Raw genomic sequence first — 19,784 nt, 5'->3', positions numbered from 1 at the left:
CATTTCAATTGATGGTTTTGAGTATGACAAATAGCACAAACTTTTCCCCTATTCTTTGCTAATTGAATAATATTATTTTATCCTTCCTAAGCATATTTTCATGGTTACGGCTGGAGGTGATTATTTTTCAGAATGAGTAGAAAATACGACTTATTGTATTTTAAAAGAAAATCAGTAATTTTAAAAGAAAAAATTGTACATAATGGAAACTTTGGAAAAAGAAAAAACCGAATTTCGCAACTATAACCAAGGCGATATTACTGCTGCTGTAAAAGAACATTATCGTAAAATGAGGCTTTACCAGACCTACGATTATGTACAAAAAATGAAAGCGAAGTATCTGACATTCGACAAACCGATGCTCCTTTGGGATGCAATGGAAAAGCTCAATGCCTTGATTGATGTAAGCGACCCCGATTTGGATTTGCCTAATGTACAACACCTTTTGCAGTCGGCCGAAGCTATGCGTGCAGAAGGCCGCCCCGACTGGATGCAACTGGTGGGTTTGATTCATGACCTTGGTAAAGCGATGTACCTATGGGGAAGCGACGAAGATGGTACATCTCAGGCTGAACAATGGGGCTTGGTAGGCGACGTATTTGTGGTAGGATGCAAACTTCCTGATAGCTGCGTATACCCAGAGTTTAATGAACTGAACCCTGATATGCAATTAGAGCAATATAATACCGAACTGGGTATTTATGAAGAAGGATGCGGCTTGGACAACGTAGAGCTAGCTTGGGGACACGACGAATATTTGTACCAAGTACTCAAAAATCATTCCGAAAACACTATTCCCGAAGAAGGTATGGTAATGGTTCGTTATCACTCGTTTTATCCTTGGCATACTGGCGGTAGTTATACCAAAATTACCAATGCCAAAGACGACCAATACAAAGAATGGATCAAGGATTTTAATAAGTATGACTTATATACAAAATCACAAAAATTGTACAACTTAGATGAAATGAAAGCTTATTATTTACCAATTGCAGAGAAATACCTTGGTAAAGGCCCTATCTACTGGTAATAATAACACCAAAGCCTGACCCTAAGGTCAGGCTTTGACATATAATGAATATTTTTAATAGCAATGCTCTAATCAATAAGTAATTACACAAACGATTGATAATTCCTTATTTGAGCTAATAGCTAAGATTCACTTTCTGTGAATTTAGCCAATAGTTTAGCTTGTAGATCAATAATTTTACGTTGCATATCCAAAACTTCTTCAGTTTTTAATACAACATAGCCCGCTTGTGTTTCTTGTACGTCTGAAATATTCTGAAATTCAGACTCTCCCATTAAATAAGCCACTGTCACATTGAGTGTTCTTGCCATACGAATCAACTGCGAGTATTTCGCATCGTTGCGGTTAAGGATGGCATGAAGCGTAGCCTCAGTGATATTCGATTGAATAGCTAATTGAAGAAGAGTCATACCCCTTTCAGCGATTAGTACCCTGATTCTATCTTCAACTCGTTTCATAGTAATTTGTGTGTTTTCATTAAAAATTTCAAGATAAGTATCAAAAATAAGTTACATAAATAGTACTAAAATAGTCTTGCCCTGCAACAAGAAACATTTTTAATATAACATAAAGAAAAAGACTTGGCGGTACTTTTTGTAGTTTGACTAACACAAATATAAAAAAAAAATATATCAAGCTACTCTAAGACGCTAAAAAAACAAGTTTAAGTAATCCAATTCTAATTAATTCCAGACTCCTTTCTATTAAAGCCCTTTCCTCTTTGACATTATCTTGCCCAAAATAACACTTTTGTACTATTCTTCTTTATAACGCCACACACTGCACGAATGGTATACAAATTCTATGTGTAAATGAAGAACGCCTTTTGGCTCGGCTAAAAATCTTTTTACGCCAAACCTTTCCTCACAAAAACATGAATTATCCCGAATTATGGGATAATTTAAAATAGAGCCCTCTTGTGTGTATTTATTGTAGACCATTGTGCTATTAATCAACAAGGCGGTCGAAATTAGTTTTTCGACCGCCTCGTTGACCTAAAAATTCGAGATGACTCATGTTTATTTGCTAAGATATGCCATCTAAATCACTGTCATCACTGGTATGTCTGAGTGATTTACTACATCTTCGGCAATACTTCCCTTCAACCAATGAGCCAAACCTGTACGCCCATGAGTGTACATCAATATCAAGTCGGCTTCTATTTCGTGTGCACTATCCAATATTCCTTCTTCTACACTGGTAGCGTTCCAGATTTCAAAATGATAATCTTTTAGCTTGAGCTGGTGAGCTATTGTTTTCATTTCGGCTTTTAGCTCAACATAATTTACCTGTTTCATAGCTGTGTCTATATATACAAAATGATATTGTATATCGGTAAGGTTGAGCCATTTAAGGGCCTTCTTCATAAAATCGGTATTACCCAAGTCGGTAGCTACCAATACTCGTCTGATAGTATAGTTCTCTATATCTCCTTTGATAACTAATACCGGACAGTGTGCATGACGCACCACGGCTTCAGAATGTGACCCACCAAAAACCTCTTTGATACCCGTTGCTCCTGTCGACCCCATCACAATCAAATCAGCTTTGTGTTTGAGCAAAGTAGTTTCGATATTCTCAACACTTTCCTCGACAACACCCTTTATCTTTATTCCTTCATATTTAGGCTGGTCTATTACCTGCTGTAGCTGTTGTTCTGCTTCCTGCAATACTTCTTTCCATGCTGTATCAAATGGCACTGCTACCCCCATTGAATAATAAGTACCCAAACTTGCCGATGGAAACACCTTAACTTGCAAAAGGATTATTTCGGCACCGTTGTGTCGAGCCAAATCGGCAGCAACATCAAGGGCTTTAAGTGATATTTTACTAAGGTCGGTTGGCACGAGTATCTTTTTCATAGTATTGATTTGTTTTGTTTTCCGAATCATTTTTAACTTCCTAAATTTCGTTCAAAAAACTGACAATCAGAATGATAAGCATTTCGCTAAAATATGATTTTTATCAAAAAAGGCAGGCCTTTGGTAGGCCTGCCTTCATTTTATATCAACAAGAAAAATTATGCTGTTTTCTTATTATCGTGGAAGAAAATCACAAATAATACCAATACTACAGCCGCAATACCTGCAGGAACCATCCATACCGAAGTCCAATTATGAATAGTAGCCTGAGTGGCAGCATCGATAGTTGTGTATTTGTCAAGTACAATACCCGAAATTTTCGAGCCAATCCCCATACCAATCCCGTAAGTTGCCAAAGTAATAAGCCCCTGAGCTGAGTTTTTGATTTTATCGCCTGCCTTATTGTCGGTATAGATTTGCCCTGTAACAAAGAAGAAATCATAACAAACACCGTGCAATACAATGGCAATGTACAATATCCATTCCGATGAAATACCATCGCCATAGCCAAAACAAATAAATCGGATAATCCATGCTACCAAGCCTACAATAAGCATTTTTTTGATACCAAATTTACTTAAAGCAAATGGTATTAATAACATAAAAAATACCTCTGAAACTTGTCCAAGCGACATTTTGTTCTCTACATTCGTCATATTCGACTCGGTTAAAGACAAATTGGCATGAGCATAATAAAACGACAAAGGAATACACACCAAAACAGAAGAAATAAAGAAAATTAAAAAAGACCTGTCTTTGAATAATACAAAAGCATCTGTCCCCAAAATTTCGCCAATAGAAGCTTTGCCTGTAGCTTTGGGAGGTGTATTTGGTAAAAAGAAAGCAAAAACACCCAAGATAATAGACGTTACCATCGAAATTTGGAAGATTGTCACTTTGTCGCCTAGGGTATAAAAACCAATAATATTGGTAACAATGATCCAAGCGATTGTTCCTAATACACGAATCGAAGGAAATTCTTTTTCAGGATTTCGCATCTGATTCATGGCAATCGAACTCGACAAGGCCAAATTAGGAGCAAAAGTCATGGTATAAGCTAATATATACCAAAAGAACGTATCAGGGTTATCGGTTTGAATCAAGAAATATAAGATAACAGCTCCAAGCAAATTCAAAACCCCCATTACCTTTTGAGCAGCAAAAAATCGGTCGGCAATCATACCCACAAAGAATGGTGCTATAATAGACGCAATTGAAAATGTAGCATAAGCATTACCGATTTGGTCGCCACTAGCGTGTAAGCCTGTAAAGAGGTATTTCCCCATTTGACCATACCATGCACCCCATGTAAAAAACATCAGGAACATCATTGCCATTAACTGAACTTTTGTAATTGTACGCATTAGGTTATTTTTTATAGTTTTTAGTTAGAAAATAATTAATGAATATTTTGAATCAGAGCCTAAAACCCCAATTATCTCTTATTAAATAATATTGACTAACCAAATATACATATCTCAAACCATTTTTTTGTACGGCTTGCAAAAGCGAATCTCATGCAATAATATTATACCTTCAAACGGCTATCAATAAAATCCTATCAAAAATAGTATCCAAAAACACATCACTCATCAACAAGCCACTAATAATCAAACTATTACACAAAAAACAACACCCTAACACTTATATACAACATTAGAAATATACAATCTTTTAATACGCTATACCAAAACATAACTTTTCAGCATTCAATGTAACAAAATGATACAATAATCTATTTTTCTAATAAAAAGGGAAAATAACAACCTTCTCCTTTTTTATATTCATGTCTTGTCCTAAAATAGCGATACCAAAAGTATTGTTATGGAAGAATATTCTAATTATCTAAAGCATAGTATATCCTTTGTATGTGGTTGAATAGATTCTAGGAATTAAGCAGTTAGGGCTATTCTTCTTATTGCAAAAAGATATAAGAAGGCTATAAATCAAACTTAGTATATAACAAAAGAGGTATCGTTAATCTTTAGTTTTACCTTAAAAAAACATAATCGGATTTATTAAACGGTAACATATTTGTGATTAGATAAGTAAAACTACTCCTCAAAAAATTGTTACTTTATACTTTAATTATTCACCTAAGTATCACTTTTAATTTACATCCATGCAAAAAATTTACACTTCCATTGTCATTTTACTACTTATTCTCCCTCAATTATTTGCTAACAGTTATACTACCCAACTTGATTCTTTAATAAAAAACAAGCCTGATTCAGTAATCCGTGTGCAAAAAGATTCTGTTCTTGCACCACCCATAGGTTTTCAATACCGAGAAGTAGCAAACAAAGAAACTGGGAAAGGCTTTAACACTTTAGCCGCAATCTCGGCACCAAGTTTATCAAGTCCTATCAATAATGCTGTGGTTTATGGTACTACGGTAAGTCTTTATTGGAACAAAAATAACAATGCAAATGCTTGTAATTATTTTGTTAAAGTAGTGGATTTAACAACTTTAACAATCCTTTACGACTATGCTCCCGTGGGCGATTTATCCTCTTTTGAGACTCGTAGCCTTGTAGTAGGGCATACTTATTCATGGTTGGTACGTGCCGTAAGCCAAACCAACTCCAGTGAAACCACGGAAACCCCTTTTAGTAATTTTGCGGTTAGTAATACCAATCCACCAACACTTTCACTAACTAGTATTAATGGAACTACCTTCTGTGGAAACAACCGTCAACTTACCATCAATTATAGCCGTACAGGAAACTTTAATTCAGGAAGTATTAATTACAATAACAATTATTATTACGGTAATATCTTCGTAGAGTTATCCAATAAAAATGGAGACTTCATCAATCCTACTTTTGTTGGAGGGGTTACCCAAAGTGCTAATACTGGCTCGTTTTCGGTAACATTGCCCAATAATTTACCTTATGGACAGAATTACAAAATTAGATTATTTTCTTATAACTCCATTGTTACCAGCAATATAAGTTCAGCAATAACTATTGGTACAATTGATAGCCCAACTATTTTGAATAAATACAATGAATCGGTCAGTAATACTTATTTTACTATGTGTTCTGGTAATACCGCAACAGTAAAAACGAATATTACAGATTCTACAAATGTGACCTTTCAATGGAGAAAAGATGGCGTAAATATTAGCTCAGGGGGAAATTATGCTAAATATACAATTTCTACAGGCGGGAATTATAGTATAGCTATAACACAAGGGGGATGCCCTACGGTTATTTCTTCTGGTGTTCAAGTTAGTACCACAACAGGAGAGAATAGTTATTCCTTACAAAGGAATGGTAGTGCTATTCAATGTATAGGCGGCCAAGCAAGTTTGACTTTGCCAGATTGGACAGATAATCAAACCTATCAATGGTTTAGAAATGGTTTATTAATCAGTGGCGAAAACCAAAGAACTTATGTTGCAACACAATCAGGTACTTATTCTGTAAAATCTTCGAGTACAAATACTTGTAGTACCCAAGGAGAAAGTGATCTTTTAACTTTTGGTTCTGCAATAAGTTTCACTACTTCATTTGATGAAAGCACGATTTGTAGTACAGGGGGACAAACAAACGCTTATGTAAATAATGTTACTTATAGTCCAAATCTGGCAACAACTTATCAATGGAAAAGAAATAATGTAAATATTAGTGGAGCAACCTTTAACAACTTGACCATAACTCAAGCTGGCGTTTATAATGTAGAAGTAACACAGGCAAGTTGCAAAACGATCTCACAGGGTTTTGAAATAAAAACTTCTACTACTTTAGATTCTGTTAAGATTACTCAATCTTATTCGAGTTATTGTAATCCAAGTTCTATTTATCTGTCCCCCAATACTGGACTCCAAAATATTACCTATAATTGGAAAAAATCTGGAAGTACAGTGAGTACAAGTTTTGGCTATGAGGTAACCCAAGATGGTAGTTATACGCTAACGCTTACCCAAGGAAGCTGTAGTACGACTTCTAAGCCCTTAACCGTTTCATTAAATAGTAATAGAGAAATCTCTCTTTATCTTGCGGGAAATTATGATTACAAGAAAGATACAGTTTATATTTGTTCTGATTCGCCTCAAGCTATTTACCCCAGAAATTACCAATCAGGAACTTATCAATGGTATAAAGATAATATAGCGATTAGTGGGGCAACATCAAATTATTTTTATGCTTCTCAAAAAGGTTCATATACGTTTCAAGTAACATCTGGCTCATGCGTAATTATGTCAAAACCTATTTTTGTGGAAACGACTTTGCCTAAATTTAGTTTAAACTCAACGCCTCAAAACAACCTTTGTGCAAACAATATAGTTAAACTAGATTATTATAATCAAGGGCTTTACCCGTATTTGTGTAGTGTGTGGAAGAAAGATGGCATCACATTCAATACTTGTGCAAGCCAAGTAAGTATTTTAGAGTCAGGCATTTACACATCTACTGTCCAACAAGGCAGTTGTGTTGTAGAATCTGAACCTTTAAAAATAACCATTGGTGAACCCATCACTGCAACAGTAAGCGGGAATAGTACAATTTCAGCGGGTAGCTCAGCAAATGTATATGTCAACTTTACAGGAGCAAGTCCTTGGATATTTACCTTATCTGACGGAACGGTAGTTACCACTTCTAAAAACCCTCATGTGGTTACAGTAAGCCCAACTGCTACAAAAACGTATACGATCTCGTCCGTGATTGGGTCATGTGGTACAGGTACTACATCGGGTAGTGCAACTGTCACTATTGGTACTTGTAATACGCCAACCATTATTACTAATCAGCCACTAACACAGACAAAATGTATGGGGTCGACTGTAACATTCTCGGTTGTGGCTACGGGTGGTGGTACTCTAACATATCAATGGAAAAAAGATGGACAAAATATCAATGGAGCAAATACTTCAACTTTAACCATTAGGAGTTTAAAATTCTCAGATTCAGGAAATTACAGCGTATCCGTAATAGGAACTTGTGGAATGGTTTTATCAAATTCTGCTGTACTTAAAGTAACCAATGATGTGCCTTTTTATATTGTTCAACCCTCCATTGTGACAACTACTGGCTCAAATGTTTTTTTACAAACTAATACTTATAATCTGCCTATTTCATCATTTTCATGGCAAGGGCCTAACGGTTATTCTTCTTCTGTAGAAAACCCTATTATCTCTAATATTGGATTGAGTAATTCAGGAACTTATACCGCCTTTGCAAGCAACACACAAGGTTGTGTTGGTCAGGCGGTTGCCTCTATAACAGTAGTTGCCCCAAGCATAACCATCAATAGTTTATCTGCAACAAGTTTTTGTTCTGGGCAAACTGGCTCAATTAGCTTTACCACACCGTCGGGAGTTGCAACAACTTACGCTGTACAGCTATCGAATAGTGATGGTTTTTTTAATACAAATCCAACCGTTTTGGGAAGAGGTAGTAGTAGTCCTATCAATTTTACATTACCTTCTTATTCTTCAGGAACAACCTATAATTATAAATTAAGAATTGTTGATACTCAGAATCCTACACAAGTGAGTGCTCCGAGTGCGGTGATATATTTTAATAATTTAACCGCATTAATACAAGATGCAGTAGGAAGCTCTTTCCTCTCTATTTGTTCGGGAAGTTCTATAAAACTCTATGCCAAACTAAATGTACCTACTACTAATAATGTAATTTATGAATGGCAGAAAGACGGAAACACAATTGCTGGAGCTACCGCTGCAACTTATATTACCAATCAATTGGGTGCTTATACCGTAAAGGCGACTGTAACGGGCTGTGGCAATGCAACATCAACAAGTACCAATGTATATTTAACTAAGGATTCAGGAGGCTTTGCTAATTCTATTAGTGCTTTTCAATGTGCAGGAAGTTCTATTGAATTAAAGGCAAGATATAATTCTGAAAGCACTACTTATGTATGGAAAAAAGATGGTGTTACTTTATCCAATAATACAAACTCTCTAACAGTGTCTCAGTCAGGTACATATTCATTAACAAGCTCAGATACTAATTGTAATTATAATTATATTGAGTCTCGCCAATATACATTCAGTAATATAATTCCTACTTTGCTAAACAACAGCGATTCTGCATTTGCTTGCACTAATTATAGCGTCTATTTGAGTACATATTTTCCAAACAATGACCTTTATAGTTATCAATGGCAAAAAAATGGAGAACCGATTCTTAATGCTACTAATGATTATTATAGTCCTTCAAGTTCTGGTATATATTCATTAAAAGTAACGCAAGGTAATTGTACTGCTATGTCAAAGCCTGTGGTTGTAACTACTGGTGTTACACCTTCAAGTCTTATCAAAATTTACGGTAGCCCAAATATTTGTACAGGTAGTACAGCATCATATTTATATGTTTCTGGTTTGGCTTGTGGAAATTATCAATGGCAGAAAGACCAAGTTGATATTCCTTCTCAAACAAATTATCGATACATCCCTTCTCAGTCAGGGAGCTATCGGGTAAAAATAACAAATGGTACAAGCATTACTTATTCAAATTCCATTGATATTGTAGCTAGTAATACTCCAACTTATACCATTTCTACTGATGCAGATACCATTACTTGTACACCTAATTACTATTATTATTTAAACACTTATAATTTACTGGGTGCCACTTTTCAATGGTATAAAAATAATAGCCCTATTAGCGGGGCTGTTTCAAGCGGTTATAACACCTATGCTGATGGAGTTTATAAGCTAAAAGTGACAGTTGGAACTTGTGTAGGGTATTCGCAAGATGTAAATGTGATAACTCGAAACTATCTAACAAAACCAATTCTCGAATCAAAGCAAGGTACAATAGTTTGTAATCACACATATACAACCTTAAGTCCAAAATCATCTTTGTCGAATATTGATTTTTATCAATGGAAAAAAGATGGAGTAAACATTCCCAATACCAATAATGTTTCTCTTTACTCTTTCCCTATTACAGAATCTGGTACTTACACACTCCAAATTACCCAAGAGGCTTGCTCTGTAGAATCTGACCCTATAAAAATCAATGTAGGCGACAAACAGCAAAGTATTAAAACTGCTAATTGGGACAATCCTGCTACATGGTCTTGTGGAACAGTTCCAACGATTACTGAAAACATTCTTATAAATAAAAGTCACGTAGTTAGTTTACCCAATAATACTACAGGATTTGTAAAGAATCTGGAACTACAAGGCTCTATTATTCAGGGTTCAAATGCGAGGTTGAAATTCTTAACAAATTAAAAATATGAAGCGTAAAATCTCTTTTAATTTGAAAATATGTGTCTTGTCTTGAAATAGCGATACAAAAAATATTGTTGTTGAAGAGCATTTTAATTACGTAAAGCTTTCTATTGGCTACCTCTTTTTGTAGAGTTCTTCGTCAAAAATGCTAGACCAGTTATCGTCAGTAGCGTTTCTTTTATTAGGGGCAATATTGGCGATAATTTGTTTTGGGTGGTACTGCCACTATACATAAAGTACCGAATAAGCTATCTACAGGCAATAAATACCACGGTATACCATAGTACGATTACCTGTCTTTAGCTTATAAAAAATCTCAGCGTCTATTATATCTTTGCTGAGTAGGTAGTACATAAAAAGGTTGCTTTAATATGGTTCGCAAAACACATATCAGCAACCTTTTTTAGTTTTGAGCAATCCTAGCAACAAGTCAAGATGACTTCATATCTAAGTTGTTAACTTTCGATATGCTTCTTTAAATTTCTCAAATTCATCATGTAATATCTTCATCTCAGACTCAAAATAATCAAAATTGCAGGTCTTGGCTTTTACTTCTATGTGCATTGTAATTTCGTGCAATCGTGCTGCTCCAAGTGTTCCTGAATTTCCTTTTAGGGTATGTAACTCACCTTGTACTTTTTTACAATTATTTTCATAATAACCTTCTATAGCATTTTTGATTTGTTCTTCGGCTTCCTCTTCAAACCCTTCCAAGATAGAAGCAACAAAACCCATATCTCCCCCAACGCTATCTGAAAGTTGTTTAATAATCTCGGTGTCTATCACTGGGAAAATATCAGAAATAACAAAATCCGAAATCAATGACACCGTTGGACATTCTTGTGTTTGAATAGGCTCTATTAGAGGCTCTTCCACCTGCTTTATGGGTTCAGGTTCTGGAACTTTCACCGCTTCAACCTTGGTTTTTAGGCTTTTGGCTTTATTGAGCGTTATCCATTCTTGTACTTTTCTTACCAATATTTCGGCTCGAATAGGTTTGGCTACATAATCATTCATGCCTGCAGCCAAGAAACGGTCACGGTCTTCTTTCATGGCATAGGCTGTCATGGCTATAATGGGAGGTAAAGACATAGGCAGACTTCGCAAGTAAGCCGTTGTTTCTAAACCATCCATTTCGGGCATCTGAATATCCATAAATATCATATCGTAAGGTCTATCCATAGCCGAGGCTTCTACTAGCTGTATAGCCTTTTTACCGCTATCGGCTGTAATAACCTCACAACCCGATTTACGCAAGATTTCGCTAGCTACTTTGCGGTTAGTGGCGTTGTCGTCTACCAGCAACAAATGCGGATGATAGTCGACAAAATGATTGAGTACCTGAAACTGCTCTTCTGCTTTTTTGAAAGAAACAGGACTAATATCGGTTTGCTTGATTTCGATAATAAACCAGAAAGTACTACCATGCCCCCACTCTGATGCCACGCCAATATCGCCTTTCATCAAACGGCAAAGCTCTTTGGAAATAGCCAGCCCAAGCCCTGTACCCCCAAATGACTTTTTGGTAGAGTTATCTACTTGTTGAAATGCATTGAATAGCATTTTGAGGTTCTCTTCGGTAATACCTATTCCTGAGTCTTTTACTTCTACCTTGATACGATTGAATTTCCCTCTTTTTTTCACCAAACTTACATTGATATCCACGATACCATTTTCGGTAAATTTCAGGGCATTGGAAGTTAAGTTTGATAAAATTTGTAGCAGTCGGGTTTCATCGGCAATAACAAACTCGGGAATATCCGAGCCAAAATTACAGTGAATACGGTTTCCTTTGTTGGTAGCGATTTGCGAAAACAAAGCCAATAATCGGTCGAATACATCCTTAAACACAATTGGGGCTTCGTGCAGCACCATTTTCCCTGCTTCAATTTTGGCAAGGTCCAAAATATCGTTGAGGATATGTAAAAGGGTTTCCGACGATTTTTTGATAGTCAGCACATAGTCTTTCTGTTCTGTATCCAATTGGGTATCGTTCAGGAGGTCAATCATCCCAATAACTCCATTCATTGGCGTTCTAATTTCGTGGCTCATATTGGCCAAGAAACGTTCTTTTACCTTCAACGAGCGTTCGGCTTCGTCTTTGGCTTTTACAATATCTTCTTGGTATTTTTTGAGGTCGGTAATATCACGTCCAATACCCGAAACCTCCTCGATTACGCCATTGGTCAGCAAAATAGGGTTTAGGTAAATCTCTACCCATTTTTCGTCGCCTTCCATTGTTTCGAGTTGTATTTCAAAATGCTGTTTTTCGCCTCTAAAAGCATCTTTGTATTTCTCTTCCAAGATTTTGCGGTCATCTCGTTTTACCATTTGAAAACCAAGCTTCTCGGTACTAAAAGTCAACTGTGGACGCACCTTGATACGGTTTTCCAATAACCTCGAATATTCTTGATTGAAAGACGTTAACAACATTTTGCGGTTTACCGACCACATCAAGTGCGAGCTACCTTCAAAAATAGCATTCAAACGAGCGGTTTCACGAGCCAAAGCATCTTCGGCTTGCTTACGGGCAATTGCCAAAGCCACTTGTCCCGAAATAAAGTCAAGTAATTCAAGGTCACGTTGCTCGTACTTATTTTGGCGTTCATACGACTTCACCCCAATAATACCTGTAGTGCGGTCGCCAATTTTGAGAGGAACACAAAGCATCACTTTAGGCACAACCCCGTACAAGTAAATTTGCTTACTTCGGCCTAGCTCTTCAATCTGCTCATCGTAAAGCATCAGCGGGCGATTGGCTGCAATAGCGTACTCGGTAAGGCCATTTCCTAGTTTGCGTTTGGTAAAATGCACCCTACTATCAAAATACTCATCTACATAATAAGGAAAATACAAGTAGCTTTGTTGTGGGTCGTACTGGGCAATAAAAAAGTTTTTTACATCGATTACCTCGCCCAATTCCTTATGAATATTAGAATATAAATCGTCGAGGTCGGTTGAGTTGATAGCGGCTTGTGCAATACTTGCATAAAGCTTTGAGGCTCTTTCTGCACGTACTTTGGCCGTTGAATTGTGGAAAATACAACGAAAAGCCGTAGCTTTTTCGCCTTCAAAACGGCAGTTTACCGAACCCGAAAGGTATAAGCGGCGGCCGTCTTTTCGTCTAAAAACCGTTTCAAAATCGGCGATTTTTTCGCCATTTTTGATTCTTTCAAACTTTTTAAGTGTTTCTTCTGCAAAATCAGGGTGCAAAACATCTCGCAGATTCAAACTAGCCAGCTCGTCAGACTCGTAGCCCATTTTTTCTTGCCAAGACTTATTGACATACAAAAAGCGACCCGAAATACTAATAATTTGAATTAAATCGGAAGTATTATTAACCAAATCTTGGAGCTGCGAATTGGAGCGAGACAAAGCCTCGGCTACTTTCTTGCGTTCGGTAATATCTTCGCCAATAATGGTTAAATATTTGGCATCATCAAAATCATTGAAAATTACAGAATTCAATTCTACGTGCCTAAGTTGCCCATTTTTGGCTACCATAGTACGCTCTTTTTGGTCGAAAATACCCCCATTTTCCATGGCGGTACTAAAGGCTACTATACGGGCATCCTTTTCTTGCTCAGGAACAAGAAACTCAAAAAAATTTTCGCCAACGAGCTCTTCCGAAGTCCATCCCAACAATTTAATGGCATACGAATTACAGAAGATAATAGTACCATCTTCCTCTAAAATCATCCCAAAAAGATTGAGACTTTCTACGGTTTTCCTTAAATCTTGAATTGTATTGGCAGTGGTTGTAGCTTTTTCGTTACTTTCCAGTACATTCAATTCTTTCTTTAAGTGACGTATTTCTAAAATTAGTTCTTCTTTCGTTTTATGAGACCAACGCATAATTATTCAGAATAGAGATTAAGGATTGTGATTGGATTTAATATGGTTTTGAGCAACACCGCTCGACAAGAGGTGCTTGCTCGTTAGGTTTAAACGAGATTCATACTCAACTTGTCACGTATTTGCTTTGAGGAGACATCTATTTATCAATTCTCAAAGGGATTATACCTTAAAACTACAAAATTCGGCGTAATTTTATGGAATAAATTTAAAGATGCGTCGTCTGGTATCTAAGCTTTGTACAAAAGCATGGCCAATGACATAAAGATTCAATGATAATTTGGAGAAGGTAAGAGCAAAAAAAAACTTAGGTCAGCATTTCTTGCGTGACTTATCGGCAGCACAGCGAATTGTAGAGCTGATGTCTTGTCATGGTGGTTACAACCAAGTCCTAGAGATTGGCCCTGGTATGGGCGTTTTAACTCAATATTTGTTGCAACATACCGAATACGAAACATCGGTGGTAGAACTCGACCGTGAGTCGGTCGAATACCTCAAAGTACATTACCCAAGCCTCACTCCTCGTATTCATTCGGCAGACTTTCTGCATATCAACCTCCGTGAACTAATGGGCGGGCAGATATTTGGCATTGTGGGTAACTTTCCGTATAATATTTCATCTCAAATATTTTTTAAAGTACTCGAAAACAAAGAGTTAATCCCTGAAATAGTGGGAATGCTCCAAAAAGAAGTAGCCGTGCGTATTGCCTCAAAACCAGGCAATAAAGATTATGGTATTTTGAGTGTTTTGCTACAGGCATTTTATGATATTGAATATAGTTTCTCGCTTGGGCCTGGGGCTTTTGACCCACCTCCAAAAGTAAATTCGGGTGTAATTCGCTTAAAAAGAAATAATGTTACCGATTTGGGTTGCGACGAAAAGAAGTTTTTTGCAGTGGTAAAAATGGGCTTTAATCAACGTCGCAAAACCTTGAGAAATGCCCTCAGGGCTATGCAAATTGCCGAACATCCATTGCTCAGTAAAAGAGCCGAACAATTGGGCGTTGCCGAGTTTGTTGAATTAACTAATATGATTGGTACAAAGGTTATTGAAATAAAAGACGAACCCGCTACTTCTGAAGACGAAGAATAACATGAAATTTCAAGCCCTTTCCAATACCTTACTTAGACAAATAGCCCTGCTTTCCTGTATTTTTGTGTTGGGGGGGCTTTTGGTTTTCCATCTCAATAGCTTTATTCCTGCCTTATTGGGAGCTTATACCCTCAATATTTTGCTAGGCAACTGGGTTATTACAATGGAAAAACGTTGGCAACTTTCGAGAAATGTGGCTATTGCTATTGTTATGGTAGGGTCGTTTCTTACCTTGCTATTGCCCTTGTATTTTGTGGCACAGGTTTTATTTGATGGCCATACGCTGGCTCTCGACCAATATGGAGCTTTTTTCAAAACGGTAAAAGGTTTTATTGAGCAATTGGAACTAAAATATAACCTCAATATCTTGGATGAAAAATCGTTAGACAAGGTTGCTAGCTGGCTCACCCAAGGGGCTACCCAAGTACTCAATGGTACTTTAAATAGCATTACGGGTATATTTTTAAGTTACCTGATGTTGTATTTTATGCTCAAAGAACGAGAGCTATTAGAAAAAACATTACTGAATATTACCCCTCTAAACCTTGACAATGCCAAGGCTCTTTTGGCAGAATTAAACAAGCTGGTATTTTCTAATGCCATCGGAATTCCAGTAATTGGGATTATTCAAGGGGCAACAGGGCTGTTGATATACCTGATTTTGGGAGTACCTAATGCTTGGTTATGGTTTTTTGTTACATGTATTGTTTCGATGATTCCTATTTTGGGGTCGGCGTTGGCTTATATACCCGTTTCGATTTTGTTATTTGCCAACAATGAGCCTATCAAAGGCACTATTATGCTCCTTTATGGGTTCTTTGTGATTGGGTCGGTCGATAATATTTTCAGGATTTGGCTACAAAATAAACTAGGCGATACCCACCCACTTATTACGTTGTTTGGGGTTATTATTGGCGTACAACTTTGGGGATTTATGGGCTTGATTTTTGGCCCTATTTTGATTTCAATGTTTTTGCTATTAACAAAATTCTATCATCAAGAGTTTATAGTAGACCCAGACAGTGACGAACAGTAAAACAACTGTAATAATTAATTTATCTATATGATTATCAAACCATTAGTTACCTTATTCCCTCAATTTATTGATACACAACATTAAGGAAACATTATATTCTCTGAAAGTTATTTGAAAAATAAGACTTTCTATTCAAATTTGGTATTTCTCGATATATGCTTTTGTCCAAAGCCTCATTTATCTCTATTAATCAGCAATGGAATTAACGAATCAACATCTGCCTTTTGAGCTAACGAAAGAGTATTTAGAAAAGATACAGGCAGCAATTTCTCAACAAGATGATACTTTTATCAAACTTGAGATGGAAGAACTATTCCCGGCTGATATCACTTCTATTTTATATGAATTAGATGGCGATGAATCTCGCTATTTGGTAACACTTTTAGACACCAAATTGGCCGCCGAAATCATCGTAAACCTTGACCCCAACGACCGTAAAAAATTTCTCAAAAACTTTTCTTCACAAGAAATTGCGGAATATGTCAACCTCCTCGACTCGGACGATGCTGTGGATATGCTCAACGAGCAGCCCGTTAATATCCGTGAAGAAGTAATAGCTTTTTTAAAAGACCGCGAACAGGCTCGCTTTATTATCGACCTTATGCACTACGATGAAGATTGTGCAGGGGGCTTGATGCAAAAAGAGTTGGTAAAAATCAATGTAAAGCAAAGTGTTACTGAATGTGTAGAAGAAATTAGACGACAAGCCGAAGATGTTGAAAATGTGTATTCGGTATATGTGGTCGACGATGACAATACCTTATTGGGAAGGGCTTCTTTGAAGAAAATTATCTTGGCCAAAAGGGGGTCTAAAATTGCCGATATTTATACGGAAGATATTGTTTCGGTAAAAACTACCGCCAAAGGCGAAGAAGTAGCCGATATTATGCAGAAATATGACCTCGACGCTGTACCTGTGGTAAATATCCAAGGCCGCCTTTTGGGTCGTATTACTATCGACGACGTGGTGGATTTTATTACCGAACAAGCCCAAGAAGATGTCCAAGCTATGGCTGGTATTTCGGAAGATGTAGAAGAAGATGACTCTGTATGGATGTTGGTACGTTCACGCCTTCCTTGGCTTTTGGCGGGTATGACAGGTAGCTTTATGGCGGCCAAAATTATCGGTATTTTCGACGGTGAAGTATCTAATACTCCTGCATTGGCAGCATTTATTCCACTGATAGGCTCTACAGGGGGCAATGTCGGAATTCAATCTTCGGCTTTGATTGTTCAGAGTTTGGCCGACAAATCGGGGATTAATACCTCTTTGGGCGACCGCCTGCGGAAAATGCTAGTAGTGGCCTTAATGAACGGCTTGATTGCCGCTACATTTGCCTTTTTAGGAACATTGGTACTAGAACACGAAAACAATATTTCTTTAGTGATGTCCCTCTCGATTTTCTCGATTGTGATGCTGGCCTCGCTCATGGGAACTATTACGCCTTTGGTACTCAACCGCTTCAATATTAACCCTGCGGTAGCTTCTGGGCCATTTATTACCACTACCAACGACTTGCTGGGTTATGGTGTTTATTTTATGATTGTTTATTTTTTACTATAAAAGCTTTTTTATCCATTTTTTGATTTTTACTATAGTATGGTAGCAGTAATACAACGTGTTTCGGAAGCCTCTGTGAGTATCGACCAACAGCTAAAAGGTGCTATCAAACAAGGCTTTTTAGTTTTGTTGGGTATTACCCACAACGATACCCAAGAAGATTTGGAGTGGCTTTCTAAAAAGATTGTGGGAATGCGTGTTTTTTCGGACGATGAAGGAAAAATGAACCTCGATATTACCGCTATTCAAGGCGATATTTTACTGGTTAGCCAGTTTACACTACATGCTTCTACCAAAAAGGGCAATAGGCCAAGTTTTATTGAAGCCGCCCGCCCCGATGTGGCTATTCCTTTGTACGAGGCAATGATTGTACAATTACAAAAAGATTTGGGAAAGCCTATCCAAACAGGTACATTCGGAGCCGACATGCAGGTATCTCTCATCAACGATGGCCCCGTAACCATTATTATCGACAGCAAAAACCGAATATAAGTCCCAAAAGCCAATCTATCATCGTCAAAACTGTAGTAGGTTACACTATCTTCAACCCGATTTTCGCAAAGAAGAATTAGGCAATATTCATAATAGAATTTTGTAAAAAGGTAGTGTAATACTATTGGGGTATAAGCCCGTTCGTCCAATCTTTCAGAACCTCTCCTCTTGCTTTTGGCATAAAAACAATATCTATAAAAATACCAAAACCCAGTACAAAACACAAAAACCTAACTATCACCAAGTTAACATCCAAAAAACTTAAACAAAACTTTAATAATCCGACTTATTCCTCTTTTGATACCATGAAAAAAATACCTTATTATATCGTCGATGTTTTTGCAACCCAACAATACGAAGGAAATCAGTTGGCTGTGTTTATGGATTTAGAAAATCAAATTTCGGATAGCTTGATGCAACAAATGGCCACCGAAATCAACTTTGCCGAAACTACTTTTATCAAAAAAGATAAAGGTAATAATCGGTTTGTTGTTCGGATTTTTACGCCTGAACATGAAGTACCATTTGCAGGACATCCCTCTATTGGTACAAGCTATATTATTGCTAAATTTCTATTACCTCATGTTCCTTCAACATTAACACTGGAATTGGCACATAGCGATATAGCAATAACTATTGCACAGCCCAACAATATTGATACGAGTATTCTTGCCATGCGTCAGGCTCAACCCGAATTCAGAGAAACATTTGCTCATGCAACCATAACACAAGAGCTAGGCATTCCTGCCGAATACCTCAACACGTCATTGCCTATTCAAGAGATTAGTACGGGATTGCCTTATATTATTATTCCTTTGGCTCATCTGAAAGCAATGGAAAGCCTCCGCTTTGACTATGCGACTATTCAACAATTTCTTTTTAAAAGAAACAAATACCGAACTAACAGTACCACGGGGCATTCTACGTCTTTGTTCTTTTTCACCACCGAAACATACCAACCCAATCATGACTTTAACACCAGAATGATTTTACTGGAAAACGGTCGGGTTTCGGAAGATGCTGCCACAGGCAGTGCCAATGGATGTTTTTTGGCTTATCTTCTCAAATACCAACAAAGTCCGCTCGATGCTATCGTAGAACAAGGTTTCCAAATGAACCGTAATTCTTATCTATATATCAATGGAACGGCTCAAGACAATCAGTACGAAATCAATGTGGGTGGAAAAACCCAACTTGTTGCTGAAGGTTCTTGGTATATTGCCTAAGCATCGATTATATTCAAGAAGAATATGTACTAAAAAAACCTTCTTATAACAAGGTTCTAGTATTTTTGCCCCATAAAAAATATCAACATGACAATCAAAGAAGCACAAGATACAGTAGACAATTGGATAAAAACTATTGGTGTTCGCTATTTCAACGAGCTTACCAATATGGCTATGCTTACTGAAGAGGTAGGCGAAGTAGCCAGAATTATTGCTCGCCGATATGGCGAACAGTCGGAAAAAGAATCAGATAAAAACAAAGACTTGGGCGATGAAATGGCCGATGTTTTGTTTGTATTAATATGCCTCGCCAACCAAACGGGTATAGATTTGACGGCAGCTCTCCAGAAAAATCTGGATAAAAAAACTCAAAGAGATGCTACTCGACACCTCGAAAATGAAAAATTGAAATAAAC

General features: G+C 37.1%; 12 protein-coding genes. 8 read left to right on the top strand and 4 right to left on the bottom strand.

The features are described 5' to 3' along the window. Positions 1 to 202 precede the first annotated feature (202 nt). Complete coding sequence (locus FLEMA_RS0156675; protein ID WP_026997987.1) at positions 203 to 1,030, top strand: inositol oxygenase family protein; 828 nt, start codon at positions 203 to 205, stop codon at positions 1,028 to 1,030. Positions 1,031 to 1,152: 122 nt separating this feature from the next. On the opposite strand, the gene FLEMA_RS74485 is transcribed toward FLEMA_RS0156675, so the two are convergent. The 3 genes from FLEMA_RS74485 to FLEMA_RS74475 form a co-directional block, all read right to left on the bottom strand. Continuing rightward, positions 1,153 to 1,488: a helix-turn-helix domain-containing protein gene (locus tag FLEMA_RS74485; RefSeq protein ID WP_044173727.1), complete on the bottom strand. Its 336-nt coding sequence runs from the start codon at positions 1,486 to 1,488 to the stop codon at positions 1,153 to 1,155. 582 nt (positions 1,489 to 2,070) lie between these two features. Continuing rightward, positions 2,071 to 2,892 carry a universal stress protein gene (locus FLEMA_RS74480; protein ID WP_159102733.1) on the bottom strand — a complete coding sequence of 274 codons (822 nt, stop codon included), beginning with the start codon at positions 2,890 to 2,892 and terminating at the stop codon, positions 2,071 to 2,073. 158 nt (positions 2,893 to 3,050) lie between these two features. Next, the gene (locus tag FLEMA_RS74475; RefSeq protein WP_044173722.1) at positions 3,051 to 4,256 is read right to left on the bottom strand and encodes a nucleoside permease; all 1,206 of its coding nucleotides are present in this window, start codon (positions 4,254 to 4,256) and stop codon (positions 3,051 to 3,053) included. 758 nt (positions 4,257 to 5,014) lie between these two features. Between FLEMA_RS74475 and FLEMA_RS74470 the strand changes: the two genes are divergently transcribed. Then, a complete protein-coding gene (locus FLEMA_RS74470; RefSeq protein ID WP_044173720.1) occupies positions 5,015 to 10,105 on the top strand; it encodes an immunoglobulin domain-containing protein in 5,091 nt (1,696 codons plus the stop codon). A gap of 447 nt (positions 10,106 to 10,552) precedes the next feature. Here the strand turns inward: FLEMA_RS74470 and FLEMA_RS74465 are convergent, their stop codons facing one another. After that, positions 10,553 to 13,960, bottom strand: coding sequence for a PAS domain S-box protein (locus tag FLEMA_RS74465; protein WP_052354290.1), 3,408 nt, complete (start codon positions 13,958 to 13,960; stop codon positions 10,553 to 10,555). 280 nt (positions 13,961 to 14,240) lie between these two features. Here FLEMA_RS74465 and rsmA point away from each other — a divergent pair, with 280 nt between their 5' ends. The 6 genes from rsmA (at position 14,241) to FLEMA_RS74450 (ending at position 19,782) form a co-directional block, all read left to right on the top strand. Beyond that, a complete protein-coding gene (gene rsmA / locus FLEMA_RS74460) occupies positions 14,241 to 15,053 on the top strand; it encodes a 16S rRNA (adenine(1518)-N(6)/adenine(1519)-N(6))-dimethyltransferase RsmA (RefSeq protein WP_044173717.1) in 813 nt (270 codons plus the stop codon). 1 nt (position 15,054) lies between these two features. Continuing rightward, positions 15,055 to 16,089, top strand: coding sequence for an AI-2E family transporter (locus FLEMA_RS0156450; RefSeq protein ID WP_026997313.1), 1,035 nt, complete (start codon positions 15,055 to 15,057; stop codon positions 16,087 to 16,089). A 217-nt stretch (positions 16,090 to 16,306) separates the two neighbouring features. Then, positions 16,307 to 17,653, top strand: coding sequence for a magnesium transporter (gene mgtE, locus FLEMA_RS0156440; protein ID WP_026997986.1), 1,347 nt, complete (start codon positions 16,307 to 16,309; stop codon positions 17,651 to 17,653). A gap of 36 nt (positions 17,654 to 17,689) precedes the next feature. Further along, positions 17,690 to 18,142 (top strand): D-aminoacyl-tRNA deacylase, encoded by a 453-nt coding sequence (gene dtd / locus FLEMA_RS74455; RefSeq protein ID WP_044173714.1) that lies wholly within the window; start codon positions 17,690 to 17,692, stop codon positions 18,140 to 18,142. A gap of 305 nt (positions 18,143 to 18,447) precedes the next feature. Next, positions 18,448 to 19,368 carry a PhzF family protein gene (locus FLEMA_RS0156410; protein ID WP_026997985.1) on the top strand — a complete coding sequence of 307 codons (921 nt, stop codon included), beginning with the start codon at positions 18,448 to 18,450 and terminating at the stop codon, positions 19,366 to 19,368. A gap of 87 nt (positions 19,369 to 19,455) precedes the next feature. Then, positions 19,456 to 19,782, top strand: coding sequence for a nucleotide pyrophosphohydrolase (locus FLEMA_RS74450; protein ID WP_044173712.1), 327 nt, complete (start codon positions 19,456 to 19,458; stop codon positions 19,780 to 19,782). Positions 19,783 to 19,784: the final 2 nt, after the last annotated feature.

Source organism: Flectobacillus major DSM 103 (assembly GCF_000427405.1).
Lineage (GTDB): Bacteria > Bacteroidota > Bacteroidia > Cytophagales > Spirosomataceae > Flectobacillus > Flectobacillus major.
This window is presented reverse-complemented; position numbering and strand designations above follow the sequence as displayed.